This is a genomic window from Shinella sp. 1A1 (assembly GCF_055379515.1).
Genome location: NZ_AP039672.1, coordinates 907,830 through 933,007, shown reverse-complemented (window position 1 = coordinate 933,007; position 25,178 = coordinate 907,830). Strand labels below are relative to the sequence as shown.

Genomic DNA, 25,178 nt, shown 5'->3' with positions numbered 1-25,178 from the left:
GGGAGGCCCGACCGATGCCTGGTGTGACCCGCCTTTCCGTCCGCGACATTCACAAGCGCTTCGGCAATCATGAAGTGCTGCGCGGCATTTCGCTCGATGCCGAGGACGGCGACGTGATTTCGCTGCTCGGCGCCTCCGGCTCCGGCAAATCGACTTTCCTGCGCTGCATCAACCTCCTGGAAACGGCGACCTCCGGCGAGATATTCGTCGACGGCGAGCAGATCCGCATGGTGCAGAAGAACGGCCAGAGCCGCCCGGCAAGCCAGAGGCAGGTCGATCATATCCGCTCCGAACTCGGCATGGTGTTCCAGAGCTTCAATCTCTGGTCCCATATGACGATCCTGCAGAACATCATCGAGGGACCCGTCCATGTGCTGAAGCGCCCCAAGGCCGAATGCATCGCCGAGGCCGAAGCGCTGCTGGAAAAGGTCGGCATCGCCGACAAGCGCCATGCCTATCCGGCCCATCTGTCGGGCGGCCAGCAGCAGCGCGCGGCCATCGCCCGCGCGCTCGCCATGAAGCCGAAGGTCATGCTGTTCGACGAGCCGACCTCGGCGCTCGATCCGGAACTCGTCGGTGAAGTGCTGCGCGTCATGCGCGCGCTGGCCGAGGAGGGCATGACGATGCTGGTCGTCACGCATGAAATGAGCTTTGCGCGCAACGTGTCCAATCGCGTCGTCTTCATGCGCCAGGGCCTCGTCGACAGCAGCGGCACGCCCGACGAGATGTTCGGCGGCGGCGCATCGCCGGCCTTCCGGCAGTTCATCGGCCATTTCGGCAGCGGTCAATGAGCGTCGTTCTCGACAACGGGCTTTCCTGGCGGGAGGTCGCGCGGATCGGCGAGGGGGAAACGTTGGTCCTCTCCGAGCGGGCGACCGCCCGTCTCGCACGGGCAAGAGAGATCGTCGACGCCATCGTGACTGCCGGCATCCGTGCCTATGGCGTCAATACGGGCGTCGGCGCGCTTTCCGATACGGTTGTCGATATCGCATCGCAGAGCCGGCTTTCGCGCAACATCGTGCTTAGCCATGCCTGCGGTGTCGGCCCGCTGCTGGCGCCGCGCGAGGTACGCGCGATCATCGCCGCGCAGATCGCCAATTTCTGCCACGGCCATTCCGGCGTGCGTCCGGCGGTCGTCAGCCATCTCGCAGCCTTTCTTTCGAAGGATTGCATTCCCGATGTGCCCTCCAAGGGGTCGGCGGGCTACCTTACCCACAATGCCCACACCGCGCTCGTCCTGATCGGCGAGGGGCATGCCGCCGTGCGAGGTGAACGCATGACCGGCTGCGAGGCGCTCGCGACCATCGGCCTTTCGCCGCTGGTGCTGGAGGCCAAGGAGGGCTTGAGCCTGGTCAACGGCACGGCCTGCGCGACCGGTCTGGCCTCGCTTGCCTTGTCGCGCGCCGAACGGCTGCTCGAATGGGCCGATGTGATCGCCGCGCTGACGCTTGAGGCGGCTGGATGCCAGATGGCGGCTTTCGATGAGGCGGTTCTCGCCCTGCGGCCGTCCGCGGGCATTGCCAAGGTCGGCGCGACGTTGCGCGCGCGCCTCGCCGGAAGCGGCCTGGTCGCCGCGGCCGTCGGAAGGCGCACGCAGGATGCCCTCAGCCTGCGTGCGGTTCCCCATGCGCATGGCGCGGCGTGGGACGTCTTCGAGCAGAGCGGCGCCATCGTCGATCGCGAACTGGCGTCCGTTACCGACAATCCCGCCGTTTCCGGTACGCCCGAACAGCCGGTCGTGTCCTCGCAGGCCCATGCCGTCGCGCCGGCACTGGGGCAGGCCGCCGACAGCCTCGCGGTCGCAATCGCCCAGATCGCGGCGATGAGCGAACGGCGGATGGACCGTCTGGTCAACCCGCTGGTCAGCGGCCTGCCGTCTTTCCTGGCCAGTGACGCCGGCAGCCATTCCGGTTTCATGATCGCGCAATATACGGCAACGGCGCTCAGCACGGAAAACCGCCGACTGGCGTCGCCCGCCGCGATGGATGGCGGCATCACTTCAGGCCTGCAGGAAGATTTTCTCGCGCATCCGACGGCGGCGGCCAACAAGCTGCTGGCCATCCTCGACAATGCGGAACATATCCTGGCGATCGAGCTGATGGCGGCGGCACAGGCGCATGATTTCCTGACGGGAATGGGTGAGCGTGCCGCCGGCACGCAGGCCGTGTATTCCATGGTCCGTGAAAACGTCGCGCATTACGAGGACGACCGGCCGCTCGGCGCCGATATCGAAGCGCTGCGGACGTTGATCGCCGGAGAAGATCCGGCAACCTAGCCCGAGAAGAATCGTACCGGCGGGCCAAAGGACTCTGGCCGGATCGAACCCGTTGCACTTGAGGGATACTTCGGTTCGGATCCGTTCAATAGCGTTGGTCATGCTGGTTCCGGTGCCGGACGGCGAGTTCATTCTTCCGCCGAATCTGGCTTCCTCCTTTCACGGCTGTGGCGCAGCCTCACGGGCCATCTGCGTGAGGACGTCACCCATCGTGCGGGCAAGGGCGCGGGCGGCGAGGGTGGGTTGCTTGTCGGCATAGCGGATGGTGAGCGACGAACCGGGAAGGGGAGGCAGGAAGCTGCCGGCCGGAGAAGCCTTGACGCCGCTGCCGATGTCGCCTTCCGTAACGACGGCCACGGCAAGCCCGGCGCGCACCACGGCGAAGACGCCTTGCAGGCTGGTGCAGGTCACGATGCATTTCCAGCGCATGCCGTTCTGCTCCAGTGCGGCAAGCGCCGCGCCGCGATAGGCGCAGGGGCCGCGCACCAGCGCCAGCGGCACCACGCCGTCGCTCGGCGGCACCCAGTTCGGCGCGGTGATCCACACGAGGTTCTCGGTGCACAGCACGTCGCTGTCCTGCACGGCGGGAACGTCCCGGATGACGGCAAGGTCGATGTTGCGCTGGCGCAGGTCCCGCGTCAGGTCGCTCGACAGCCCGCCGCGAATCTCGACGCCGACGCGCGGCTTCTCCAGCATGAAATTCTTGAGCGCCACCGTGAGCGGCACGAAGAGGTAATGGTCGTCCGGCACGCCGACCACCAGCGTGCCTGTCAGAAGATCGGGCTTGAAGCTCTGCTCCATCTCCTCGACGGAGCGGACCACGCGCGTTGCATATTCGATCAGCTCGCGTCCATCGGAGGTCAGCGTGCAGGTGCGCGTCGTGCGCTCGAAGAGCTGCTTGCCGAGATGGGTCTCCAGCCGGGCGATCTTATGGCTGACGGTGGATTGCGTGATGTTCAGCCTTTCGGCGGCCTCCGAAAAGCTCTGCGTATCCGCCAGGGTGAGAAAGCATTTCAGCAGCGAGGTATCCATGGCGCGCGAGAATATATGAAGTTTATCGTTCAATCCATGGTCAAATATCGCTTCTATCGATTAGCCCCGCGCGCCATCCTTCGATGGGTCAAGATCATGGACCATATCGAGGGAGGACGCGAATGTTGGAAATGGGCAGGGATAGCCGCGGCTGGGTGCCGCTCGATTGCATTCTCGATGGCGGGCCGGCGGCTCGCGCGGCGATCGGCCTCGTCGTGCTGGCGAACGATACGGTCATCGAGCCCGAGGTCCGTCGCTTCCTGCCATTGCCCGGCGTCGAGGTCTATTCCAGCCGCATTCCGATGGCGCGGGACGTGTCGCCGGAAAGCCTTGCGGCGATGGCAGACGCGCTGCCGCGGGCGGTCGAGCTGCTTTTGCCGGAAGACCGCCTCGACGTCGTGGCCTTCGGCTGCACCTCCGGCTCCATGGTCATCGGGCCGGAGCGGATCGCCGATATCGTCGAGACGGTGCGGCCCGGCGTGAAGGTGTGCAATCCCGTTTCCGCCAGTCTCGCCGCCTTCGGGGCGCTCGGCGTCAGCCGGATCGGCCTCGTCACGCCCTACAGCACTGAGGTCAACAAGCGCGTCGAGCGCTTCTTTGCCGCCAACGGGCTCGATATCGCGGCCCGCGCCAGCTTCCACCAGGACAGCGACGTCTCCATCGCCCGCATTCGCGAGGAAGACATATTGCGGTCCGCCGTCGAGATCGGCAGGCTGGATGTGGAGGCGGTGTTCCTGTCCTGCACGGCGCTGCGTTGCTCCGGCATCATCGATGCCGTGGAAGCGGCGATCGGCAAGCCGGTGGTGACGAGCAACCAGGCGCTCGCCTGGGATGCCTTGCGGAAGGCCGGTGAGAAAGAGACCGTGCCCGGCGCCGGGCGCCTGTGGATGCAGTAGCGGCGGCCACACCGCCGGGAACAGGAGAACGATCATGACGGATACGCAGAACGAACGCCCCGATTCCCGGGCGGCCATGGATGGCGAGATCGGCATCCTCGCCCGCCGCAGGATCGAGGCGGGTATCATCGCGCCGATCTACGAGGAGATGCGCCGGCAGGTCGGCGAGGAGACGGCCCAGTCCATCCTCGACACCGCCATCCGCAAGGCGGCGATCAAGGCCGGCAAGGACTTCGCGGCCAAGACGCCCGGCGGCACGACGTTGCGCACCTTCCAGGAACTGCAGGACCTGTGGACGCAGGACGACGCCCTCGTCATCGAGGTCACCAGGGCGACGGACGAGGAATTCCACTACAACGTCAAGCGATGTCGCTACGCCGAGACCTATCGCGAGATGGGCCTCGGCCATATCGGTCACCTCCTGTCCTGCAACCGCGACGGCGTGTTCTGCACCGGCTACGATCCGCGCATCACCCTGGAGCGCACGCAGACGGTGATGGAGGGCGCCTCGCATTGCGACTTCAAGTACCGCTTCCACGAGACCCCGCAGGAGACCGGTGAATGACGGCAGTCCCGTCTGCGCTCGCCATCGATGGCGGGCGACTGTGGTCCGATATCCTGTCGACTGCCCGCATCGGCGCTCATGGCGAGACCGGCATGAACCGGCTCGCACTCAGCGCCAGCGACGGCGAGGTGCGCGGCTGGTTCGCCGCGGAATGCCGGGCGCTCGGCTGCACCATCGAGGTCGATGGCGTTGGCAACATGTTCGCCACCTTGCCCGGCACGGAGCCCGGCCTTGCGGCCATCGCCGTGGGCAGTCATCTCGATACCCAGCCGGCCGGCGGGCGTTTCGACGGCATCCTCGGCGTGCTGGCCGGGGTGGAGATATTGCGGGTGCTCCATGCCGCCGGGCGGCGGCTGCGCCATCCGTTCACGGTCATCAACTGGACCAACGAAGAGGGCTCCCGCTTCTCACCCGCCATGATGGGATCCGGCGTCTTCTGCGGTGTGCACGATCTCGACACGATCCTTGCCCGCAAGGACAAGGACGGGGTGACGGTGGGCGAGGCGCTGTCGGCGATCGGTTATCGCGGCGAGCATGCGCCGGGGCACCTGCCGCTTGCGGCCTATCTGGAACTGCATATCGAACAGGGTCCGGTGCTGGAGGCTGATGGCAGCGCCGTCGGCGTCGTCAGCGGCGTGCAGGGGCTTTGTTGGCTGGATGTCCGCATCCGCGGCACGGAGGCCCATGCGGGCGCCTTCCCGATGAACCTGCGCGCGGACGCGCTGGTTTCGGCGGCGAAGGTCGTGCTTGCCGCCGAGGCCGTCGCGCTGAAACATCCGCCGGGCGTTGCCACTGTGGGCCATATCCATACGATGCCGAATTCACGCAATGTCGTGCCGGGCGAGGTTCGCCTCGAAATCGACATGCGTCATCCCGAGGCGGTAGGGCTTGCGGCGATGGAGGCGGCGCTGACCGCCGATATCGAGCGGCTCGTGCCGGGGGCGGAGGTCTCCGTCGTCTGGCGCAAGGCGCCGGTCGTCTTCGATGCGGCATTGCGCGGGGTGATCCGTCAGGAGGCGCTTGGTCTTTCCGCCATCGACATGGTCTCGGGCGCCGGCCACGATGCGGCCCATGTCGCCGGCAGGGTGCCGGCGGCGATGATCTTCATTCCCTCGCGCGAGGGCCTGTCGCACAACGAACGCGAATTCTCCTCGCCGCAGCAATGCGCCGAGGGTGCTGACCTATTGCTGCGAAGCGTGCTTCGCGCCGACGAACTCCATCCAGAACGGAGCTGACGATGGTTTCCACTTCCGACCCCAAGGCGGGCCTCAGCGCCGTGACCGCCGCCGATGCGCCGGCGGCCATCGGGCCCTATTCGCAGGCGATCGCCGTGAACGGCCTGCTCTTCGTCTCCGGCCAGCTGCCGATCGATCCCGCCACGGGCGCCTTCGCCTCCGACGATCCGGTCGAGCAGGCGCGGCGATGCCTGCGCAACATCGCCGCCATCGCCCGCGCCGCCGGCACGGATATCGCCCGCACCGTCAAGACCACCGTGCTCGTGCGCGACCTTTCGCGCTTTGCCGAGATCAACGCGGCCTATGGCGAGTTCTTCTCCGCCCCCTATCCCGCCCGCGCCACCTTCGAAGTCTCCGGCCTGCCGAAGGACGCGCAGGTGGAGATCGAGGCCGTCATCGCGCTCAAGGGGGAGTGAGGCATGAACAGTGCCGCAACTTCGCCTGGCCCGGAACCGGTCTCCTCGCTCGATTGCGCCGACCGCGCCTGGGCGCGCGCGGCCATCGGCATGCTGGAGGGCGATGCCCGCCGCTCGGCCGATACCCACCTCGTCAATCCGGTCTTCAAGGGGCTGAAGGGCATCTCGGTCTATCTCAAGGACGAGAGCACCCATCCGACCGGCAGCCTGAAGCATAGGCTGGCCCGCTCGCTCTTCCTCTACGGCATCTGCAACGGCCGCATCTGCAAGGGCACCACGCTGGTCGAGGCCTCGTCGGGCTCGACGGCGGTTTCCGAGGCCTATTTCGCCAACCTGCTCGGCCTGCCCTTCATCGCCGTCATGCCGCGCAGCACCAGCCGCACGAAGATCGACGTCATCGAGCGCTTCGGCGGACGCTGCGCCTTCGTCGACAGGCCGGGCGAGGTCTACGAGACGGCGGCGCGCATCGCGGCGGAGACGAAGGGCCATTATCTCGACCAGTTCACCAATGCCGAGCGCGCCACCGACTGGCGCGGCAACAACAACATCGCCGAGAGCATCTTCGGCCAGATGGAGCGGGAAGCCCATCCGGTGCCGGCCTGGGTGATCATGGGGGCGGGCACGGGCGGCACCTCGGCGACCATCGGGCGCTATATCCGCTACCGCAACCTCGCCACGCGGCTTTGCGTGACCGATGTCGAGAACTCGGTGTTCTACGACGCCTGGAAGAGCGGCGACATGGAGACGACCTGCACGACGCCGTCGCGCATCGAGGGGGTCGGCCGGCCTCGCGTCGAGCCGTCCTTCATCCCGACGGTCATCGACCATATGATCAAGGTGCCGGACGCTGCCTCCATCGCCGCCGCGCATGTGCTCTCCGACCGGCTGTTCCGCCGGGTGGGCGCCTCGACGGGCACGAACTTCTTCGGCCTCATCTCGATTGCCGACAGCATGATGAAGGACGGTCGCGAGGGCTCGCTCGTTACGCTGATCTGCGACAGCGGCGACCGCTATTCCGGGACGTATTTCAACGCGGACTGGCTGGCGCAGAACGGCATCGACATCGCCCCCTGGTGCAGGGCCATCGAGACGTTCCTCGATACCGGGGTTCTCCAAGCGCCCTGAAGGGGGCAGGCCATTCCAGACAATCCGAAGCGGCTGCCCGGTTTCCGGGCGGCCGTTTCGCATTCATGCCGAATGTCGAAGAAGAGCGGCGTTGCGCGGCGGATTAAACGACATCGTGCATAAGTCGATGACGAACATTCGCTTAAAGTTCGCGCCGGGCTGTGGTCCGATCCTCGTGCTGAAACACAGCTTTCCAACCAGAAGCAAAAGCTCGCCAAGGGGATCACGAATGCGCACGCTCATCGCAAGCACGATGCTGGTATTTTCATGTCTGACGGCGTCGATGGCGTCGGCCGAGACCAAGCCGCTCAATGTCGGCATGACGACCTGGGTGGGCTATGGCCTGCTCCATCTTGCGGACCAGAAGGGATTCTTCAAGGAGAACGGCGTCGACGTCTCGCTGCTGACCGTCCAGGACAAGCCTTCGACGGCGGCGGCCATCGCAACCGGCCGCCTCGACGGCTGGGCGACGACGGTCGATACGTTCATCTTCTACAATGCGGACAAGCTCGGCATCAAACAGGTGCTGGCGGTCGATTTCTCGAAGGGCGGGGAGGGCATCGTCGCGGCCGGCGACGTGAAGACCGTCGCGGACCTCAAGGGGCGCAAGCTCGGCGCGGAGGAGGGGTCCAGCACCTATTTCTTCATGCTCAACATGCTGGCCGACAACGGCATGACGACGAAGGACGTCAACCTCCAGTCCATGCGCGCGGGGGATGCCGGCGCGGCCTTCGCGGCCGGCCGGCTGGATGCCGCCGCCACCTGGGATCCGTGGCTGTCGAAGGCCAAGGAACGAGGCGGCCATATTCTCGCCAGCACGGCCGACAAGCCGGGCCTGATCGTCGATACCGTGGCCTTCCGTTCGGATGTGATCAAGGAGCGGCCGGACGACATCAAGAACTTCATCAAGGCTTATTTCGAAGCCTACGACTACTGGAAGTCGTCGCCCGACGAGGCGAATGCCGTGATGGCGAAGGCGCTCGGCATTGGCGCCGATGAATTCAACGCCTCGCTGGCCGGGCTCGAATTCGTCTCCCGGGAGAAGAACCGGGACTATATCGGTTCTGCGGCCAAGGCGGGGCAGGTGGTCGACGTCACCGAGCGCGGCATCGCCTTCTACAAGCAGGCCGGCCTCCTGAAGGACGATTTCGCCGCAAGCGGCGTCGTCGACGTCGGCCCGCTCGACGCGGCGCTCGGGCAGTGAGGCGCAAGGGCATGAACGCGCTCAACGACACCGCACCGGCGGCCGGGCTCGCAGCAGCCCGGACCGCCGCCGCCCGGCCGAAGCGGCAGAGATATTTCGCCATCCGCAAACCGCTTGCGGCCCGGACGACGACAAGCCTCTCCGTCGCCTTCTTTCTCCTGATCCTGGCGGCATGGGCGCTCATATCCGGCACGGGGTTGGTGAGCGATTTCTTCCTGCCGCAGCCGATGCAGGTCCTTGCGACCGCATGGGCGATGTATGTCCACAACGGCTTCCTTTGGGACATCGCCGTCAGCATATACCGCGTGCTCGTCGGCTTTTGCCTTGCCGCCGCCATCGCGGTTCCGCTCGGCCTGCTGATGGGCTCGGTGCAGTTCTTCCGTTCGCTGCTGGAGCCGTGCCTGGCGTTCACGCGCTACATGCCCGCCACGGCCTTCATTCCGCTCCTCGTGCTCTGGCTTGGGATCGACGATACGCAGAAGTTCTCGGTAATCTTCGTCGGCACCTTCTTCACCCTGTGCCTGATGGTCATGGTCAGCACGCTGTCGGTTCCCATCGCGCTCATCGAGGCGGCGATCATGCTCGGCGCGAAGCCCGGCCAGCTCATCTTCAAGGTGATCCTGCCGGCCGCTAAGCCATCGATCTTCAACGATCTCAGGATCGTGCTCGGCTGGGCCTGGACCTATATCGTGATCGCGGAAATCGTCGCGGCCTCCAGCGGCGTCGGCTATGTCATCCTCAATGCCTCCCGCTTCATGGATACCGCCACGATCTTCGTCGGTATCCTGTCGATCGGCTGCATCGGCCTGATCAGCGACCTGCTGTTCAATCTGAGCGCCCGCTATCTCTTCCCCTATCTCCAGCGCGCAAGAAGCTGAGGTCCGACATGCCGAATGCCATCGACATCCATCAGGTCACCAAGACCTTCGGGGAGGGCGCGACCATGGTCACCGCCCTCGAAAAGGTCTCCCTGACGATTCGGGACGGCGAATTCGTCGTCTTCCTCGGCCCTTCCGGCTGCGGCAAGTCCACGCTCCTGCGCATGATCGCCGGCCTCAGCGCGGTGAGCGAAGGGGGCATCAGTGTCGGCGGGCGGCCGGTGGAGGGACGCGATCCGTCCGTGGGCATGGTGTTCCAGTCCTATACGTCCTTTCCCTGGCTGAGCGTCGCGGAGAATATCGGCTTCGGCCTCGATCTTGCGAAGGCGGGCAAGGCGCGGCGGGACGAGAAGGTGGCGACGATGCTCGAGAAGGTATCGCTCGGCAAGTTCGCCGGGTCCTATCCCTCGCAACTGTCGGGCGGCATGCAGCAGCGTGTCGCGATCGCAAGGGCCCTTGCGGTCGATCCGCGCATCCTCCTGATGGATGAGCCCTTCGGGGCGCTCGACGCCCTGACGCGGGTGGAGATGCAGACGCTGCTTCTCAACCTGTGCGCCGAGGACAGGAAGACCGTGGTCTTCGTGACGCACGATATCGACGAGGCGATGCTGCTTGCCGACCGCATTGTCGTCTTCTCGCCGCATCCGGGACGGATCGCGGAGATCATCGACGTGGATATTCCGCATCCGCGCAGCATCGAGCAGACCGAGCGCGAGGATTTCACGCATCTGCGCCATCGGTTGCGAAAATTGCTGTTTGCGATGGCGAAGCGGGCAGCTTGATCGTTGGTTGTCCCTGCCCTTGACCATCTTTGCCATTGGGGCGTGATCCACCCGCATTTTCAAACGAGTGATGTATCACCCGAGCGCCACGCTTCGGCGGGTCACGCTCAAATAGGTAAGCGGGCGATACCCTTCGCCCGCAGCCTTCAAGATAGGTGATCGCAATCGATTCACTGATTCCGGACGGGCGCTAGCCGCTGATCGCCTTGACCTCCAGGAAGTCCTCCAGCCCCCATTTGCCGCCTTCCCGGCCATTGCCGGACTGCTTGAAGCCGCCGAAGGGGCTTCCGGCGGGGCGGCTCCGGCCGTTGATCTGCACCATGCCGGCGCGGATGCGGCGGGCGACGCGCCGGGCCTTTTCCGGGTCGCCGGTCTGGACGTAGCCGGACAGGCCATAGGGCGTGTCGTTGGCGATGCCGATGGCCTCGTCCTCGCTGTCGAAGGGGATCATGACCAGCACCGGCCCGAAGATCTCCTCCTGGGCGATCGTCATTCCGTTATGAACATCGGCGAAGACGGTCGGGCGGACGAAATAGCCGCGCTCCAGCCCCTCCGGCCGGCCGAGTCCGCCAGCCACGAGCCTCGCGCCCTCGGCGATGCCGGCCTCGATCAGCGTCTGCACCTTGTGGAACTGCGCCTCGGAGACGAGCGGGCCGATATGGCTGCCGTCCTTCGCGGGATCGTCGACGGCATAGCCTTCGGCGATCCCGGCCGCGAGCCTCACCGCCTCGTCATAGACCGGGCGCTCCACGAGCATGCGCGTCGGCGCGTTGCAGGACTGGCCGGTGTTCTGGAAGCAATGGGCAAGGCCGCGGCCGATGGCGTCCTTAAGGTCGGCATCGGCGAAGACGAGGTTGGGCGACTTGCCGCCGAGCTCCAGCGAGACCCGCTTGATGTTCGCCGCCGCCGCCCGCGACACGGCCATGCCGGCACGCGTCGAGCCGGTGAACGACATCATGTCCACGCCGGGATGGGCGGAAAGCGCCTCGCCGACGACATGGCCCTCGCCATTCACGAGGTTGAAGACGCCGGCCGGCAGCCCCGCCTCGTCGACGATCTGCGCGAACAGCATGGCCGACATCGGGGCGATCTCGGACGGCTTCAGGATGACGGTGCAGCCGGCGGCAATCGCCGGGATCACCTTCAGGGCGATCTGGTTCATCGGCCAGTTCCAGGGCGTGATCAGTCCGCAGACGCCGATGGGCTCGTAGACGATCCTTTCCTGCGGGTTCGCCTCGTCGAGCGGATGCTCGAAGGCGAAGGACCGTAGCGTCCTGACGAATGCCTCCATATGGAAGAGGCCGGCCGCCGCCTGCGCATCGCGCGCCAGCCGGATCGGAGCGCCCATCTCCTTCGAGATGGTCTCGGCCATTTCCTCGCTGCGTGCCCGGTAGATCGAGACGATCCTCTCGATCGCGGCAAGGCGCTCCTCCCGCGTCGTGCGGCTCCAGGTCTCGAAGGCCCCGCGGGCCGCCGCGACCGCCTTGTCGATATCGGCGGCGGAGCCGGCCGAGATCGTGGCATAGGCTTCCTCCGTCGCGGGGTTGATCACCGGCAGCGGCCTTGCCGCCTCGGGCGCGACCCATTTGCCGTCGATGTAGAAATCCGTCCTGTCGATCATGGCCTTCGTCCTTCGTGTGGCATCAATATTCGGGTTCCGACCGCACCCTACGCAGGAGTTCCTGCGCGGTGAAGAGGTCGAGATGGGCACCGCCCGCATTCTTGAACAGCGTGATCTCGTCGGCGGACCGCCTCCCCTCGTGCGAGCCGCGGCACAGGTCGAACAGGTCCGCTCGGATGCTCGCCCAGGTCATCAGGCCCTTTTCGACCGGCTGGAGGAAGTCGCCGCAATCGCGGCAGAGATCGCGCGTATCGGCAAAGAGCGAGGCGCGGCGAATGACGTCGTCGTCGGATTCGCGCATGTCGGGCCGCCAGCCGCCGATGAGATCGACATGGCATCCCTCCTTCAGGAACGCGCCCTTGACGAGCGGCGTCGTCGCCATGGTGGCGCTCGAGACGATGTCGGCCAGCGGCAGGACGGCATCGGGATCGTCTACGGCCTCTATCCGCACGCCGTCCATGCGCATGCCGGCCGCGACCTGCCGGGCCTTGTCGGCGGTGCGGTTCCAGATCCAGACGTGCCGGATCGCCGGGCGCATGCTGACGATGGCTTCGACGACATGGGGAACGAGCGCGCCCGCGCCGAAGACGAGCAGCGTGGCGGCGTCCGGCCTTGCGAGGAGGTCCACCCCGAGGGCGGAATCGGCGGCGGTCTTGCGCAGCGTCAGCGCGGTTCCGTCGGCGACCAGGGCCGGCGCGCCGGTCACGCCGTCGAAGGCGACATAGAGGCCCTGATTGGCGGGATGCGGCGGCGTCGCCTGCGGATTGTCCGGGAAGATGCTGACGAGCTTGGCCCCCAGCATTTCCCCGCGGCTCCAGGCCAGCAGCATTATGAGCCCGCGTCCGCCGTCGGGCGCGCCGGGCTCGCCCATGTAGAGCTCGCCGGCATCGGGCATGGCGCCGCGATGGGCCTTGCGAAGCGCCGCGACGAGCGACGGATAATCGAGAAGGCGATGAACGTCGTGACCGTCGACTAGGCGCATGGCTCCCTCATTCCAAAATCATGCGCGACCTGCGCGCGGTAGCGCCGGACCTGCGCGCCGACTTCTGCGGACGACCAGCCCATGACGTCGCTGACGCCCTCGGCCACCGCCTCGGCAACATCGAGCCCCATGCCCTCGGACCAGCCGATGGGAAAGCGGCGGAATATCAGGTCGTCGAGATTGACGACCTGTTCGTGCGCGGCGGAGAACCGCAGGTGATCCAGCGGGATCGCCTCTCCGCCTGTGGAGACGCCGTCGCCGGCCGCCTGCGGGAACTGCCGGGCGGCATGGGAGATCGCCCGCGCGGGGCCGCTCGGCGCCATCCGGCCGGAAAGCGCCTTCGCGATGCTCGCGCCGGCATGGCGGTGCGTCATGATGAGCCCGCCGGTATAGACGAAATAGCCGGACGCGCCGTGCTGCGCCATGTCGTGCAGCAGCACCGCCTCGCAGCCGTCCGGGTGGCCGGCGCGGGCCGTGCGCGGGCGCACCCCGGCCCAGCTGTAGAGCACGTCCTTGCGGCTCAGCGCGATGTCCGGGAAGACCGAGTTGAAATCGTCGAGGAGCCCCCGGATGGTTGCCTCGCCGGCCCTGAAGCCGGCGGATTCGGGCTCGTGCGGCTCGTCGCGCGGGCCGAAATAGTGGAGGTCCCGCCAGGGAATGACATAGAAAGGATCGCCGTTCGGCAATGCCGTCTCGATGGCGATGCCGCGGAATTCCGGCGGCAGGCGGACCACGACATTCGTTCCCTTGAGGCCCTGGTTGATTTTCGGCACCGGCAGGCCAGAGGCCGCGGCGATGCCATCGACCCAGGCCCCGGCGGCGTTGACGACGGCGCGCGCCTCCAGCGTCTCGCGGGCCTGCGTGCGCCTGTCCAGAAGCTCCAGCCGCCAGCGGCCATCCGGCTGGCGGCGAACGGACGTGACCTCGGTATAGTTGCGGGTGACGGCGCCGAGGTCGCGGGCATTCAGCACGGTATCGACACATATGCGCTCGGGCCAGTCGAACTGGTATTCGGTGAAACGGATGACGCCGGAAAGGTCCTTCCGGTCGCGCAGATGCGACAGGGCCGGCATCGCCGCAATCTCCCGCACCGACATCGGCTTGAAATCGAGCGGCACCCCGCCGGGATCGAGCGCGCGCAGCAGGGCAAAGCCGAGACGGGCCTTCCAGAGGGGAATGCCCTCGCGCCGGTAGAGCGGCATGTAGAAGCCGATCGCCCTCGCCCGCGCGGGCGTCGCCCTGACGAAGCCGGAGCGGTCGCGCATCGCGCGCCGCGCCAGCTCCATATGCTCGATGGCCATGCGGGGGTTTCGCAGGAAATTCCAGATCGACCGTCCCGGCGAGAAATAGGTCAGCCCGCAATGCTGGAGCCGGCTGGAACGGCTCGACGTTCCCCCGGCGAAATCCGCGCGTTCGAGCAGGACCGTGGAGAAGCCCGCGGCGGCGAGATGGTTCGCGGCGCTCGCCCCGGTGATGCCGCCGCCGATGACCGCGACGTCGAACGGCACGGTTTGCGGCCCGCCCATCACAGCACCATGCCCCATCACAGCACCATGCAGAGACGCATCGCGTCGTAGATCGAGGCATGGACGTTCCGGCTGGCGACGGCGTCGCCGATCCGGTGCAGCTCGAAGACGCCATCGCCGCCCTGCCGCGGCTGCGGCGTGCCGGCGAGCAACGCTTCGAGGTCCGTCACGCCTTCGTTGACCGCTCCTTCCTTAAGGTCGTGGAACACCTCGTCGAGCGGCATGGTGCCCCGCTCGACGACCACCTGCGAGGCGGTCATGTCGAGAAGATCGCCCGTCAGTTCGTGGCGGAAGGTGGCGGTCAGCGCATTGGCGCCGTTGCGGCTCACCCTGACGAGGTGATGATCCATCGTCGCGGTGATACCGCTCTCGTGGAACTGCTTGCGATAGACGGCGCGCGTCGAATATTCGACCTCCTGCGCCAGGCTGTCGTCGATGGTCACGAGATGCACGTTGCAGCCCTGTTCCTTCAGGTGCAGCGTCGTGGAAATGCCCTCGTGCCGGCCGGTTCCGTCATAGACGATGATGTCGCCAGAGCGCTCGGTCGTCGCGCTGAGGACGTCCCAGACGGTCTGGCAATGCTCCGCGCCGTCGAGCCAGTCGACATCCGGCAGGCCGCCCGTCGCGACGATGACGACGTCCGGGTTTTCGGCGAGCACGTCGTCCGCGGTCGCATAGGTGTCGCAGCGCATCTCCACGCCGAGCCGGGCGAGTTCGGCGGTCCGCCAGTCGATGATGCCGATGAGGTCGCGGCGCTGGCGGGCGCGGCAGGCGAGGAGCAATTGCCCGCCCGGCTGGCTTCCGGCCTCGAACAGCAGGACCTCGTGGCCGCGCTCGGCCGAGACGCGCGCCGCCTCCAGCCCCGCCGGCCCGCCGCCGACGACCACCACCCGGCGCTTTCGCGCGGCGGGAGCGATGATCTGCGGCATCGTGGTCTCCCGCCCGGAGGCGGGGTTGTGGATGCAGTTCACCTTCTTGTGCATGCAATAGGACGCGCCGACGCAGGGCCTTATCCGGTCCTCCTCGCCGCGCATGATCTTGTTGACGATCTGGGGATCGGCCATGTGTGCGCGGGTCATCGCCACCATGTCGAGCAGGCCGTCGCGGATCGCGTGGCGCGCGGTGGCGATATCCGTGATGCGCGCGGCGTGGAAAACCGGCAGTTTCGTATGCCGGCGGAAGGCGCCGACCCGTGACAGGAACGGCGCCAGCGGCTGGGACATGCCCGGCATGTTGTGCTCGGCGAGCGCGATGACGGTATCCATCCGGCCGAAGATGCAGTTGAAGACGTCCACCAGCCCCTCGCGCTCGAAGATCGCCGCGATCTCCAGACAGTCTTCGAAGCTGAGGCCGTCCTCGCTGGCCTCGTCTATGACGAAGCGCATGCTGACGATCATCTCGTCGCCGAGCCGGCGCCGGATCTCCTCGTGGACCATGAGGCCGAAGCGCACGCGGTTCTCCACCGAGCCGCCGAAGCGGTCGGAGCGGAAATTGGTGCGCGGGGAAAAGAACTGGCCGATGAGGTGGCCGCCCGTCAGCGTCTCGACGCCGTCGAGGCCGCCCTCGCGGCATCGCTCGGCGGCCGCGCCATAGGCCTTGACGATCCGCCGGATGTCGTGCTCGTCCATCTCGCGCGAGAATGCCCGGTGCTGCGTTTCGCGCGAGCGGGAGGGGGCAAGCGCCGGCAGCCAGTTGAGGGTGGTGGCGTCCGCCCGGCGGCCGAGATGCGAGATCTGGCACATCAGCGCGGCGCCATGCGCGTGGATGCGCTGCGAGAACGCCTGCAGGTGGGGGATCACCGCATCCGTCGCGAGGTTGAGCTGGCCGCCATTGCCCCAGCTCGAATCCACGTCCACCATCGAGGAGCCGCCGAAGCTGGTCAGCGCAAGGCCGCCCTTGGCCTTTTCCTCATGATAGCGCTGGTAGCGCTCCATCGGCATTCCGCCGTCGTCGAGGAAGGACGCGTGGCTGGTGCTCATGATGCGGTTGCGCAGGGTGAGCCCCTTGATGCGCAGCGGCTGGAGCAGCGGGTCCTTGCTGGCGGTAGCGGCGGCGGCGGGCGAGGCGTGGGTTGCGGCCATCGGAATATCCCCGAGAAGGAACGAGGGCGCCGGGCGGGCGCCCGGCGCGACTGCATGCGGCGGGCGCCCTACCAGCGCCCTTCCGCCTTGAGCTCGTCCTGCACGCGGACGATGCTGCCGCGCAGGATGGCCATCATGTCGTCGATCTGCTCGCGCGTGATGATCAGCGCCGGCGACAGGACGCACATGCTGCCGATGGGCCGGACGATGAGGCCGCCTTCGTAGCAGTAGCGGTCGACGCGCAGCGCCACCTCCTTGTCGAAGTCCGTCGCCTCCTCCGCATCGGGGTCAGTGACGCATTCGACGCAGGCGACGAGGCCCGTGCCGCGGGCATCGCCGATCAGGGGAAGCTCGCCGAGCTTGCGGATCTCTTCCTGGAAATAGGGCGCGATCTCGCGGACATGGGCGAGAAGGCCCTTCTCCTCGATGATGTCGATATTGGCCAGCGCCGCCGCGCAGCTCACCGGATGACCGCTATAGGTATAGCCGTTGGTGTAGAAGCTGCCCCTGGCGTTCTCGCCGCTGACGCGGGCGAGCACGGCGTCGGAGATAACGAAGCCGCCGAGCGGGACATAGCCCGAGGTGACGCCCTTCGCGAAGGTGATGATATCGGGCACGATGTCGAACACCTCCTCGGAGGCGAACCAGTGGCCGCAGCGGCCGAAGCCCGTCACCACCTCGTCCGAGATGTAGAGGATGTCGTGCCTGCGGCAGATCTCGAGGATGCGGCGGTGGTAGCCCTTCGGCGGGACGAGGATGCCGCCGGAGGCCAGCAGCGGTTCGGCCAGGAACGCGCCGACATTTTCCGGGCCGAGCGTCTCGATCCGCTCCTCGAATTCCGCCACCAGCATGTCGAGGAAGGCCTCTTCGCTCATGCCGCGCGGACGGCGGAAGACGTTGGGCGCGGAGATGAAGGAGACGTTGTCGAGCGCCAGGTCGAAGTTCGGCCGGTTGCCGGCCCGGCCGGAGCAGGCCGCCGTCAGGTGCGTGCTGCCGTGATAGCCGTCGATGCGGCAGATGATGACCTTCTTGTCCGGGCGGCCGAGCACGTTGTTGTAGAACTGCATGAAGCGCAGGGCCGAATCCACCGCAGACGAGCCGCCGGTGGTGAAGAACACATGGTCGAGATCGCCCGGCGCGAAGGCGGCGATCCGCCGCGCGAGCTCAGATGCCGGGCCGTTGATCGAATACCAGGGGGAATTGTAGCAGATGCGCAGGGCCTGGGCGGCGATCGCGTCGGCGATCGGCTGGCTGTTGTAGCCGACCTGCGTGCACCACATGCCGCCGGGGCCGTCGATCAGCGTGCGGCCGTGGCTGTCGCGGATATAGATGCCGTCGGCCGAGGTAAAGAGCGGCCGGCCGCCGGAGGTGCCCAGCTTCGACATCTCCTCGGCGGGACTGATCAGATGACGATGCGCCGCATCTTCGAGTTCGGCGACGTTCCACTGCGATCCGGTCTCGGCATACATGATGTTTTCCTATTCGATAGTTCGGGCCGGCATGATGGTGCGCGGCCGCTGGCTTCGTCTTTGCTTGTCGTCGTGCCCTGGCGCGGCGCGCCTAGGCCGGAACGGCCTGCCCGGCCTCGGCGAAGTCGGACGGGAAGAACGCGGAAAGGAAGGTGAGGCAGACCTGCCGCGAGCGCTCGCGCATCTGCGGGCTGTTCTCGCCGGTCACGTGGCTGAAGATCCAGCAACCGTCCGTAATGGCATAGAGCCCACGGGCGATCGCCATGGCATCGACCGTGACCGCGCGCTCGGCGGCAAGCTCGGTGACCAGGGTCACCATCGTGTCGAGCGAGCGGTATTTCAGCTCGCTGCACCGCTTCTTGTAGGCGGGCACGCGGGGCGCCTCCGCCCAGAACGCCATCCAGACGGCAAGATGCTTGGTCTTGGCGACGCGCGGATCGAAATCTACATCGATGAGGAGCCGCAGCCTTTCGGCCGGCGAGGCCGCCGCGGAGGCCATCGCGTCGAGCCAGATCTTCTCGTAGTTGCTGGCCAGCAGATCCAGCACGGCAAGGAGAAGGCGCTCCTTCGTCTTGAAGTGAAACGCGATCACCCCGTAGCTGCATCCGGCCTCGTCGGCGATGTCGTTGACCGTGATGCCCGAGAGCCCCCGGCGCGCCACGACACTGAGCGCCGCATTCAGAAGCTGCTGGCGTCGCACCGAACTTTGACTTGATATCTCTTTTATTTTTTTCGACATACATTTTTTCTTAATCGCCTAACCAACTGTCGTCAAATGGTTTTTTGAATCATAAAATTGATTGAGCGATCAAAATCTTATTGACCAATCAATCTAGTGCAATAATAGTAGCCCCGGATGGAGCGGTCAGCCGGCGTTTCCTTCGCAAGGGAGTGCGGAGATTGGCGGCATCGGCAGCTTGCCCGGCTCAGGCCGAAAAATATCGACGCCCGATGCCTGGCATCGAGGTCGTCCGCCGCATTGCCGCATCAGGCTTATCGTCAGAAAAAAGGGGAACGAGATGCAGGACAAGAAAGACCTTCCGCAGCAGGCCGGCTTTCCGTCGGCCACGCGCCGTCAATTCATCGGCGGGGTCGGCGCCCTCGTCCTCGGCGCGTCATTGTTGCCGGTGGGCATGCGCGCCGCCCATGCCGCGCCGAAGCAGGGCGGATCGGTGCGCTTCGCCATCAACGACGGCGCGCAGACGGACTCGCTCGATCCTGCCACCTGGCAGAACTCGTTCACGCAGGTCGTCTTCGGCGGCACGCTTTGCAACGCGCTGACCGAGCTCGCCGCCGACGGAACGGCGACGCCCGACCTCGCGGAGAGCTTCTCGGCATCCGACGACCTCAAGGTCTGGACCTTCAAGCTGCGGCAGAACCTGCAGTTCCACGACGGCAAGCCGGTCACGGCGAACGACGTGATCCAATCCTTCCGCCATCACATGGGGGCGTCGTCGAGCTCGGCGGCGAAGGCGCTCGTCGAGGGGATCGCGGACATCAAGGACGGCGGCGACAATACGATCGTCTTCACCCTCACCGGCGGGAATGCGGATTTCCCCTACCTCGTCTCCGACTGCCACCTCGTCGTGCTGCCGGCCAAGGACGGCGGCGGGCTGGACTGGGCGCGCGGCGTCGCGACGGGGCCCTACATCATCGAGGATTCCCAGCCGGGCGTCAGCGTCCGGATGAAGCGCAACCCGAACTATCACAAGCCCGGCCAGCCCTATTTCGACACCGTCGAATTCGTCAACATCATCGATGTCGCGGCGCGCACCAATGCCCTCCTGACGGGCGAGATCGACTACATGGTCGATGCCGACATCAAGACGCTGAAGCTTCTGGAGCGCAACGCGGAGATCGAGATCTCGAAGGTCAGCGGCCTCAGGCACTTCAGCTTCAGCATGAACACCTCGGTCGCCCCCTTCGACAATCCCGACGTGCGGATGGCGATCAAATACGCGATCGACCGCGAGGACATTATCAACAAGGCCTTCCTCGGCAATGCCAAGGTGGCGAACGACAATCCCGTCGCCCCGCAGATCGCCTTCGCCGTCAATCCGGAACCGGTGCACAGCTACGATATCGAGAAGGCGAAGGAGCATCTGGCGAAGGCCGGTCTGACCAGCCTCACGCTCGACCTCTCCGTCGCCGAGACGGCGTTCCCCAATGCCATCGACGCCGCCCTCCTGTTCAAGGAGCATGCGGCCAAGGCCGGCATCGAGATCAACGTCATCCGCGAGGCCGACGACGGCTACTGGGACAATGTCTGGCAGCACAAGCCCTTCGTCGGCGTGGACTGGCTGGGCAAGCCGACCTGCGATTCCCTCTTCACGACCACCTATGCCAGCAACGCGCCGTGGAACGACACGGCCTGGAAGAACGCGCGCTTCGACGAGCTTCTGGTGCTCGGACGGGCCGAGCCGGACACGGCCAAGCGCCAGGCGATCTATGCCGAGATGCAGCAATTGCTGCACGACGACGGCGGTGCGCTCGTCATCGCCTATGCGCTGTTCATCGACGCCATGTCGAAGAAGATCGGCCACGGGCCGATCGGCAACATGCTGCAATGCGACAACTTCCGGATGGCCGAAAGGTGGTGGCTGGCCTGAGGCCATCCGGCATGCCCTGACCATCGTCGGTCGCCGCCCCTTCGGGGGCGGTGACGCGCAGCTTCACCGGAAGGTCTCCATTGCATCCAGGCATCCTGTCAAACCCGCTGTTCAGAACGATTCTCGCCCGCCTGGGCTCGGGTTTCGTGACGCTGTTCGTCGTGTCGCTCATCATTTTCGCCGCCATCGCCGTCCTGCCCGGCGATTTCGCGAAGACGACGCTCGGGCGCGCGGCGACACCGGAAACGGTCGCGAATTTCCAGAAGGCGCTGGGGCTCGACCAGCCGGCCATCCAGCGCTACGCGACCTGGATCGGTGGGGCGGTCACCGGCGATCTCGGCCTGTCGTTCTCCTCGGGAAGCGGAACGCCGCGCACCGTGACGGGCATTATCGGCCCGCGCCTGGAAAACACCCTGTTCCTCGCCGGCATCACCGCGCTCTTCGCTGTGCCCATCGCGCTGACGCTCGGCATCGTCGCGGCCATCCGGCGCAACAGCTGGCTGGACAAGGCGCTCAACGCGGCGACGCTCGCCAGCATCTCCTTTCCGGAATTCTTCGTCGCCTATGTCCTGATGCTGCTTCTCGCCGTCAAGATTCCCGTCTTCTATTCGCTCGCCCGCATCACGCCCGACATGGGCGCGGTCGAGATATTCCAGCGCATCGCGCTGCCGGTCCTCACGCTCAGCTTCGGCATCATCGCCCATATGATGCGCATGACGCGGGCCGCCATCATCGGCCTGCTCGCCCATCCCTATATCGAGATGGCGAAGCTCAAGGGCGTTCCGCCGTGGCGCATCGTCCTGCGGCACGCGCTGCCCAACGCCTGGGCGCCGATCGCGGCGGTCGTGGCGTTCAACCTCGCCTATCTCATCGTCGGCGTCGTCGTGGTCGAGGTCGTCTTCGTCTATCCCGGCATAGGCCAGGCGATGGTCGATGCCGTGCGCACGCGCGACATCCCCGTGGTGCAGGGCTGCGCCCTGATCTTCGCGGCCTCCTACATCCTGCTCAACCTCCTGGCCGACATCATCGCGATCGCGACCAATCCCCGGCTGGCCCATCCGCGATGAGGGACCCGATGCAGACAAGCCAAACGTCCCCGCCCGTCCGCATCGTCCGCTACCGGCGCTCCCGCATGGAATGGCTGCGCGCCGGGCTGAGGAAGGCGTCCTGGACCACCTGGCTCGGCCTTGCCGTCATCCTGCTCTATGCCGTCCTTGCGATCTTCGCGCCGCTGCTTGCGCCCTATGGCGAGGCGGACGTCGTGTCGAACGAGCCTTTTTCGGCCTGGAGCCTGGCGTTTCCGCTCGGCACCGACCAGCTCGGCCGCGACGTGCTGAGCCGCCTCATCTACGGCGCGCGCAACTCCGTCGGCATCGCCTTCGTCACCACCGCCATCGCCTTCCTGCTCGGCGGGACGCTCGGCATCCTGTCCGCCATATCGCCGGCCTGGCTCGATCATCTCCTGTCCGGCCTTGCCGATACGCTGATGGCCATTCCGCAGCTCATCTTCGCGCTCATCCTGCTGGCGCTGTTCGGCTCGTCCATCCCGAGCATCATCCTGATCATCGCCGTCCTGAACGCCACGCAGATATTCCGCCTCGCGCGCTCCTCGGCCCGCAACGTCGCGGCCATGGAGTTCATCGAGGTCGCCAGCCTTCGCGGCGAGGGGACGGCCTGGGTCATCGTCCGCGAAATCCTGCCGAACATCCTTCCCATGCTGATCGCCGAATTCGGGCTTCGCTTCTGCTTCGTCTTCCTCACCATCTCGGCGCTTTCCTTCCTTGGCCTGGGCATCCAGCCGCCCTCGGCCGACTGGGGCACGATGGTCCGGGAAAGCGCGACCTTCATCAGCTACGGCGACATCACGCCGCTCCTGCCGGCCGCGGCCATCGCCCTCCTGACGATCAGCATCAATTTCGTCGTCGACTGGTTCCTCGACATTGCAAGCGGACTGCGCAATGACCAATAGCCCCGCCGCCGACGGCCGCCGCAGCGGCGAGACCCTGCTGGATATCCGCAACCTCACCATAGAGGCCGAGCGCGACGGGGCATGGCAGCCGATCGTCCGCGACATCAGCCTCACCCTCAAGCGCGGCGAGGTTCTCGGCATCATCGGGGAATCGGGCGCCGGGAAATCGACGCTCGGGCTCTCCGCCCTCGGCTTCGCGCGGGCCGGCTGCCGCTTTTCTGCCGGCAGCGTCGTCTTCGACGGGCGCGACCTCCTCAAGGAGAGCGAGGAATACCGCCGGCAACTTCGCGGCAACCGGATCGCCTATGTGGCGCAAAGCGCGGCCGCCTCCTTCAACCCGGCGCACAGGCTGATCGACCAGACGATCGAATGCGCGATGCGGGAGGGGCTGACCTCGCGCGCCGCCGCCATCGGCAATGCGAAGGACCTCTATGCGCAGATGCAGCTTCCGGACCCGGACAGCATCGGCGCGCGCTTCCCGCACCAGGTTTCCGGCGGCCAGCTGCAGCGCGCGATGACGGCCATGGCGATGACCTGTCGGCCGGACCTCATCGTCTTCGACGAGCCGACGACGGCGCTCGACGTGACGACGCAGGTGGAGGTCCTCGCCTCGATCCGCCGGATCGTCGAGGAGCACCACACGGCCGCCCTCTACATCACCCACGACCTTGCCGTCGTGGCCCAGATGGCGCACCGGATCATGGTGCTTCGCCATGGCGAACTGGTGGAAGAGGCGGATACGCAAACCATGCTCTCGGCGCCGAAGCAGCCCTATACGCGCTCGCTCTGGGCCGTGCGCACCATGGAGAAGCAGGCGGAGCCGCCCGCCGCGCCGATGCTCGAGATATCCGGCATCGAGGCCCATTACGGCGCGTTCAAGGTGCTCGACGACATCTCCGTCACGCTGCCGGCCGGCCGGACCGTCGCCGTCGTCGGGGAATCGGGCTCGGGGAAATCGACGCTCGCCCGCGTCATCGCGGGCCTGCTTCCGCAGACCGCGGGCAGCGTGAGCCTGAACGGAACCGCGCTTGCGCCTTCCCTCAAGCAGCGCAGCCGCGACCAGTTGCGCCGCATCCAGATGATCTACCAGTCGGCCGATACCTCGCTCAATCCGCGGCAGACCGTGCTCGACCTCGTCGGCCGGCCGCTGGCGTTCCATCTCGGCCTGCGCGGGCGTGCCCGGGACCTTCGCGTCGCCGAACTGCTCGATATGGTCGAATTGTCCGACCGCCATATCGTCAGCTTTCCCTCCGAGCTTTCGGGCGGACAGAAGCAGCGCGTCTCGATCGCCCGGGCGATCGCGGCCGATCCCGACGTGTTCATCTGCGACGAGATCACCTCGGCGCTCGACCAATTGGTGCAGGAGCAGATCCTCAAGCTGATCCTCAAGCTCCAGAAGGAGATGAACAAGTCCTACCTCTTCATCACCCACGACATCGCCACCGTGAACGCCATCGCGGACCATGTCGTGGTGATGCACCGGGGCCGGATCGTGCAGCAGGGGCCGAAGGCCTCGGTCATGTCCGCTCCCGATCATCCCTATACGCGCCAGCTTTTCTCCGCGGTGCCGCAGATGGATGCGGGATGGCTCGACGCGGCCATCGCCGGCAGCCGGGCGGCGAACGGCCGCTAGCGACGGCACGGGCAGGAGCGAGGCGCGCCTCGAAAGAAATCCACAGTGAAAAAAGGGGAATGAAAATGAAGACCGTCACTGCCGCCCTCGTTTGCGCCGCGCTGGCCATCGGCCTTCAGGCCGCCGGGCCGGCCGCCGCGCAGGATTCCGACTGGAAGGAAATCCACATCGCGACGGAAGGCGCCTATCCGCCCTTCAACTTCGTCGATGCCGCCGGCAAGCTCCAGGGCCTCGACGTCGATATCGCCAATGCGCTCTGCGCCGAGATGAAGGCGACATGCACCATCGTCGCGCAGGACTGGGACGGCATCATTCCCGGGCTTAAGGCGAGGAAATTCGACGCCATCGTCGCCTCCATGTCGATCACGCAGGAGCGGCTGAAGGAAATCGACTTCTCCAAAAAATACTACAGCTCCAAGCTTTCCGTCATGACGAAGGCCGACAGCGGCATAGAGGACATCAGGCCGGAAAGCTTCGAGGGCAAGACGATCGGCGCCCAGTCCTCCACCCCGCAGGCCGAGCAGGCCGAGGCGCTGTTCGGCAAGCACGGCGCCACGGTGAAGCTCTACCCGTCGCAGGACGAGGCCGACATGGACCTCGTGAACGGCCGGCTGGATGGGATCGTCGCCGACAAGTTCTACCTCGCCGCCTGGATGAAAACCAACGGCGACGGCTGCTGCAAGCTCGTCGGCGACCTTGCCGAGGGCCGGACCGAGATCGGCGTCGGCCTGCGCAAGGAGGACAAGGCGTTGAAGCAGAAATTCGACGCCGCGATGGACGCCATCGTCGCGAACGGCACCTACAAGACCATCGTCGCGAAATATTTCGATTTCGACATCTACTGAGCGGGCAGGGCATCCCGGATATCGGGCCGCCACCT

The 25,178-nt window shown here is 66.2% G+C and carries 22 protein-coding genes; 15 read left to right on the top strand and 7 right to left on the bottom strand.

Annotated features, from left to right (window positions below; genetic code table 11):
• Window positions 1–14: 14 nt before the first annotated feature.
• On the top strand, window positions 15–791 hold the full coding sequence (locus tag ACZ48C_RS21075) for an ABC transporter ATP-binding protein (RefSeq protein WP_119254984.1): 777 nt from the start codon (window positions 15–17) through the stop codon (window positions 789–791).
• On the top strand, window positions 788–2,275 hold the full coding sequence (locus tag ACZ48C_RS21070; protein ID WP_464782850.1) for an HAL/PAL/TAL family ammonia-lyase: 1,488 nt from the start codon (window positions 788–790) through the stop codon (window positions 2,273–2,275). The genes ACZ48C_RS21075 and ACZ48C_RS21070 overlap by 4 nt, the downstream gene beginning before the upstream one ends.
• A gap of 159 nt (window positions 2,276–2,434) precedes the next feature.
• Here ACZ48C_RS21070 and ACZ48C_RS21065 read toward each other — a convergent pair whose 3' ends face one another.
• A complete protein-coding gene (locus tag ACZ48C_RS21065; RefSeq protein ID WP_318914361.1) occupies window positions 2,435–3,307 on the bottom strand; it encodes a LysR family transcriptional regulator in 873 nt (290 codons plus the stop codon).
• 122 nt (window positions 3,308–3,429) lie between these two features.
• Here ACZ48C_RS21065 and ACZ48C_RS21060 point away from each other — a divergent pair, with 122 nt between their 5' ends.
• The 8 genes from ACZ48C_RS21060 to ACZ48C_RS21025 all read left to right on the top strand — a co-directional run bounded on the left by ACZ48C_RS21060 (window position 3,430) and on the right by ACZ48C_RS21025 (window position 10,408).
• A complete protein-coding gene (locus tag ACZ48C_RS21060) occupies window positions 3,430–4,203 on the top strand; it encodes a maleate cis-trans isomerase family protein (RefSeq protein WP_424549155.1) in 774 nt (257 codons plus the stop codon).
• Window positions 4,204–4,237: 34 nt separating this feature from the next.
• Complete coding sequence (locus ACZ48C_RS21055) at window positions 4,238–4,768, top strand: L-2-amino-thiazoline-4-carboxylic acid hydrolase (protein ID WP_119254980.1); 531 nt, start codon at window positions 4,238–4,240, stop codon at window positions 4,766–4,768.
• Window positions 4,765–6,003: a M20 family metallo-hydrolase gene (locus tag ACZ48C_RS21050; protein WP_464782849.1), complete on the top strand. Its 1,239-nt coding sequence runs from the start codon at window positions 4,765–4,767 to the stop codon at window positions 6,001–6,003. The genes ACZ48C_RS21055 and ACZ48C_RS21050 overlap by 4 nt, the downstream gene beginning before the upstream one ends.
• Window positions 6,004–6,005: 2 nt before the next feature.
• Window positions 6,006–6,419, top strand: coding sequence for a Rid family detoxifying hydrolase (locus ACZ48C_RS21045; protein ID WP_464782848.1), 414 nt, complete (start codon window positions 6,006–6,008; stop codon window positions 6,417–6,419).
• A gap of 90 nt (window positions 6,420–6,509) precedes the next feature.
• Window positions 6,510–7,544, top strand: a complete 1,035-nt coding sequence (locus ACZ48C_RS21040) for a PLP-dependent cysteine synthase family protein (protein ID WP_464783966.1) — start codon at window positions 6,510–6,512, stop codon at window positions 7,542–7,544.
• 229 nt (window positions 7,545–7,773) lie between these two features.
• Window positions 7,774–8,748 carry an ABC transporter substrate-binding protein gene (locus ACZ48C_RS21035; RefSeq protein WP_162911274.1) on the top strand — a complete coding sequence of 325 codons (975 nt, stop codon included), beginning with the start codon at window positions 7,774–7,776 and terminating at the stop codon, window positions 8,746–8,748.
• Between the two features lie 11 nt (window positions 8,749–8,759).
• The gene (locus ACZ48C_RS21030) at window positions 8,760–9,626 is read left to right on the top strand and encodes an ABC transporter permease (protein ID WP_464782847.1); all 867 of its coding nucleotides are present in this window, start codon (window positions 8,760–8,762) and stop codon (window positions 9,624–9,626) included.
• 8 nt (window positions 9,627–9,634) lie between these two features.
• Window positions 9,635–10,408: an ABC transporter ATP-binding protein gene (locus ACZ48C_RS21025; protein WP_464782846.1), complete on the top strand. Its 774-nt coding sequence runs from the start codon at window positions 9,635–9,637 to the stop codon at window positions 10,406–10,408.
• Between the two features lie 190 nt (window positions 10,409–10,598).
• Here ACZ48C_RS21025 and ACZ48C_RS21020 read toward each other — a convergent pair whose 3' ends face one another.
• The 6 genes from ACZ48C_RS21020 to ACZ48C_RS20995 all read right to left on the bottom strand — a co-directional run bounded on the left by ACZ48C_RS21020 (window position 10,599) and on the right by ACZ48C_RS20995 (window position 18,787).
• The gene (locus ACZ48C_RS21020) at window positions 10,599–12,029 is read right to left on the bottom strand and encodes an aldehyde dehydrogenase family protein (RefSeq protein WP_464782845.1); all 1,431 of its coding nucleotides are present in this window, start codon (window positions 12,027–12,029) and stop codon (window positions 10,599–10,601) included.
• A gap of 22 nt (window positions 12,030–12,051) precedes the next feature.
• A complete protein-coding gene (locus ACZ48C_RS21015) occupies window positions 12,052–13,011 on the bottom strand; it encodes an ornithine cyclodeaminase family protein (protein WP_464782844.1) in 960 nt (319 codons plus the stop codon).
• The gene (locus ACZ48C_RS21010; protein ID WP_464782843.1) at window positions 13,002–14,537 is read right to left on the bottom strand and encodes an FAD-dependent oxidoreductase; all 1,536 of its coding nucleotides are present in this window, start codon (window positions 14,535–14,537) and stop codon (window positions 13,002–13,004) included. The genes ACZ48C_RS21015 and ACZ48C_RS21010 overlap by 10 nt, the downstream gene beginning before the upstream one ends.
• A 17-nt stretch (window positions 14,538–14,554) precedes the next feature.
• Window positions 14,555–16,618, bottom strand: coding sequence for an oxidoreductase (locus ACZ48C_RS21005; RefSeq protein ID WP_464782842.1), 2,064 nt, complete (start codon window positions 16,616–16,618; stop codon window positions 14,555–14,557).
• A 68-nt stretch (window positions 16,619–16,686) separates the two neighbouring features.
• Window positions 16,687–18,087: an aminotransferase gene (locus ACZ48C_RS21000; RefSeq protein WP_464782841.1), complete on the bottom strand. Its 1,401-nt coding sequence runs from the start codon at window positions 18,085–18,087 to the stop codon at window positions 16,687–16,689.
• A 91-nt stretch (window positions 18,088–18,178) separates the two neighbouring features.
• Window positions 18,179–18,787, bottom strand: a complete 609-nt coding sequence (locus ACZ48C_RS20995; RefSeq protein WP_464782840.1) for a TetR family transcriptional regulator C-terminal domain-containing protein — start codon at window positions 18,785–18,787, stop codon at window positions 18,179–18,181.
• A gap of 319 nt (window positions 18,788–19,106) precedes the next feature.
• On the opposite strand from ACZ48C_RS20995, the gene ACZ48C_RS20990 reads away from it, so the two are divergent.
• The 5 genes from ACZ48C_RS20990 to ACZ48C_RS20970 all read left to right on the top strand — a co-directional run bounded on the left by ACZ48C_RS20990 (window position 19,107) and on the right by ACZ48C_RS20970 (window position 25,143).
• On the top strand, window positions 19,107–20,696 hold the full coding sequence (locus ACZ48C_RS20990; RefSeq protein WP_464782839.1) for an ABC transporter substrate-binding protein: 1,590 nt from the start codon (window positions 19,107–19,109) through the stop codon (window positions 20,694–20,696).
• A gap of 146 nt (window positions 20,697–20,842) precedes the next feature.
• Window positions 20,843–21,763, top strand: coding sequence for an ABC transporter permease (locus tag ACZ48C_RS20985; protein ID WP_464782838.1), 921 nt, complete (start codon window positions 20,843–20,845; stop codon window positions 21,761–21,763).
• Window positions 21,764–21,771: 8 nt separating this feature from the next.
• Entirely contained in the window at window positions 21,772–22,665 is an 894-nt protein-coding gene (locus ACZ48C_RS20980) for an ABC transporter permease (RefSeq protein WP_318912767.1), read from the top strand.
• Entirely contained in the window at window positions 22,655–24,298 is a 1,644-nt protein-coding gene (locus tag ACZ48C_RS20975) for an ABC transporter ATP-binding protein (RefSeq protein ID WP_464782837.1), read from the top strand. The genes ACZ48C_RS20980 and ACZ48C_RS20975 overlap by 11 nt, the downstream gene beginning before the upstream one ends.
• 59 nt (window positions 24,299–24,357) lie before the next feature.
• Entirely contained in the window at window positions 24,358–25,143 is a 786-nt protein-coding gene (locus ACZ48C_RS20970) for a transporter substrate-binding domain-containing protein (RefSeq protein ID WP_464782836.1), read from the top strand.
• The last annotated feature ends 35 nt before the right edge of the window (window positions 25,144–25,178 follow it).

Bases quoted from the DNA above. Each gene is read 5' to 3' on its own strand.
- ACZ48C_RS21035 (WP_162911274.1), top strand. From the start codon at position 7,774: ATGCGCACGCTCATCGCAAGCACGATGCTGGTATTTTCATGTCTGACG.
- ACZ48C_RS20980 (WP_318912767.1), top strand. From the start codon at position 21,772: ATGCAGACAAGCCAAACGTCCCCGCCCGTCCGCATCGTCCGCTACCGG.
- ACZ48C_RS21045 (WP_464782848.1), top strand. From the start codon at position 6,006: ATGGTTTCCACTTCCGACCCCAAGGCGGGCCTCAGCGCCGTGACCGCC.
- ACZ48C_RS21015 (WP_464782844.1), bottom strand. From the start codon at position 13,011: ATGCGCCTAGTCGACGGTCACGACGTTCATCGCCTTCTCGATTATCCG.
- ACZ48C_RS21020 (WP_464782845.1), bottom strand. From the start codon at position 12,029: ATGATCGACAGGACGGATTTCTACATCGACGGCAAATGGGTCGCGCCC.
- ACZ48C_RS21040 (WP_464783966.1), top strand. From the start codon at position 6,510: ATGCTGGAGGGCGATGCCCGCCGCTCGGCCGATACCCACCTCGTCAAT.
- ACZ48C_RS21075 (WP_119254984.1), top strand. From the start codon at position 15: ATGCCTGGTGTGACCCGCCTTTCCGTCCGCGACATTCACAAGCGCTTC.
- ACZ48C_RS21025 (WP_464782846.1), top strand. From the start codon at position 9,635: ATGCCGAATGCCATCGACATCCATCAGGTCACCAAGACCTTCGGGGAG.
- ACZ48C_RS21060 (WP_424549155.1), top strand. From the start codon at position 3,430: ATGTTGGAAATGGGCAGGGATAGCCGCGGCTGGGTGCCGCTCGATTGC.
- ACZ48C_RS21030 (WP_464782847.1), top strand. From the start codon at position 8,760: ATGAACGCGCTCAACGACACCGCACCGGCGGCCGGGCTCGCAGCAGCC.
- ACZ48C_RS21005 (WP_464782842.1), bottom strand. From the start codon at position 16,618: ATGGCCGCAACCCACGCCTCGCCCGCCGCCGCCGCTACCGCCAGCAAG.
- ACZ48C_RS20975 (WP_464782837.1), top strand. From the start codon at position 22,655: ATGACCAATAGCCCCGCCGCCGACGGCCGCCGCAGCGGCGAGACCCTG.
- ACZ48C_RS21000 (WP_464782841.1), bottom strand. From the start codon at position 18,087: ATGTATGCCGAGACCGGATCGCAGTGGAACGTCGCCGAACTCGAAGAT.
- ACZ48C_RS21070 (WP_464782850.1), top strand. From the start codon at position 788: ATGAGCGTCGTTCTCGACAACGGGCTTTCCTGGCGGGAGGTCGCGCGG.
- ACZ48C_RS20990 (WP_464782839.1), top strand. From the start codon at position 19,107: ATGCAGGACAAGAAAGACCTTCCGCAGCAGGCCGGCTTTCCGTCGGCC.
- ACZ48C_RS21050 (WP_464782849.1), top strand. From the start codon at position 4,765: ATGACGGCAGTCCCGTCTGCGCTCGCCATCGATGGCGGGCGACTGTGG.
- ACZ48C_RS21065 (WP_318914361.1), bottom strand. From the start codon at position 3,307: ATGGATACCTCGCTGCTGAAATGCTTTCTCACCCTGGCGGATACGCAG.
- ACZ48C_RS20970 (WP_464782836.1), top strand. From the start codon at position 24,358: ATGAAAATGAAGACCGTCACTGCCGCCCTCGTTTGCGCCGCGCTGGCC.
- ACZ48C_RS21010 (WP_464782843.1), bottom strand. From the start codon at position 14,537: ATGGGCGGGCCGCAAACCGTGCCGTTCGACGTCGCGGTCATCGGCGGC.
- ACZ48C_RS21055 (WP_119254980.1), top strand. From the start codon at position 4,238: ATGACGGATACGCAGAACGAACGCCCCGATTCCCGGGCGGCCATGGAT.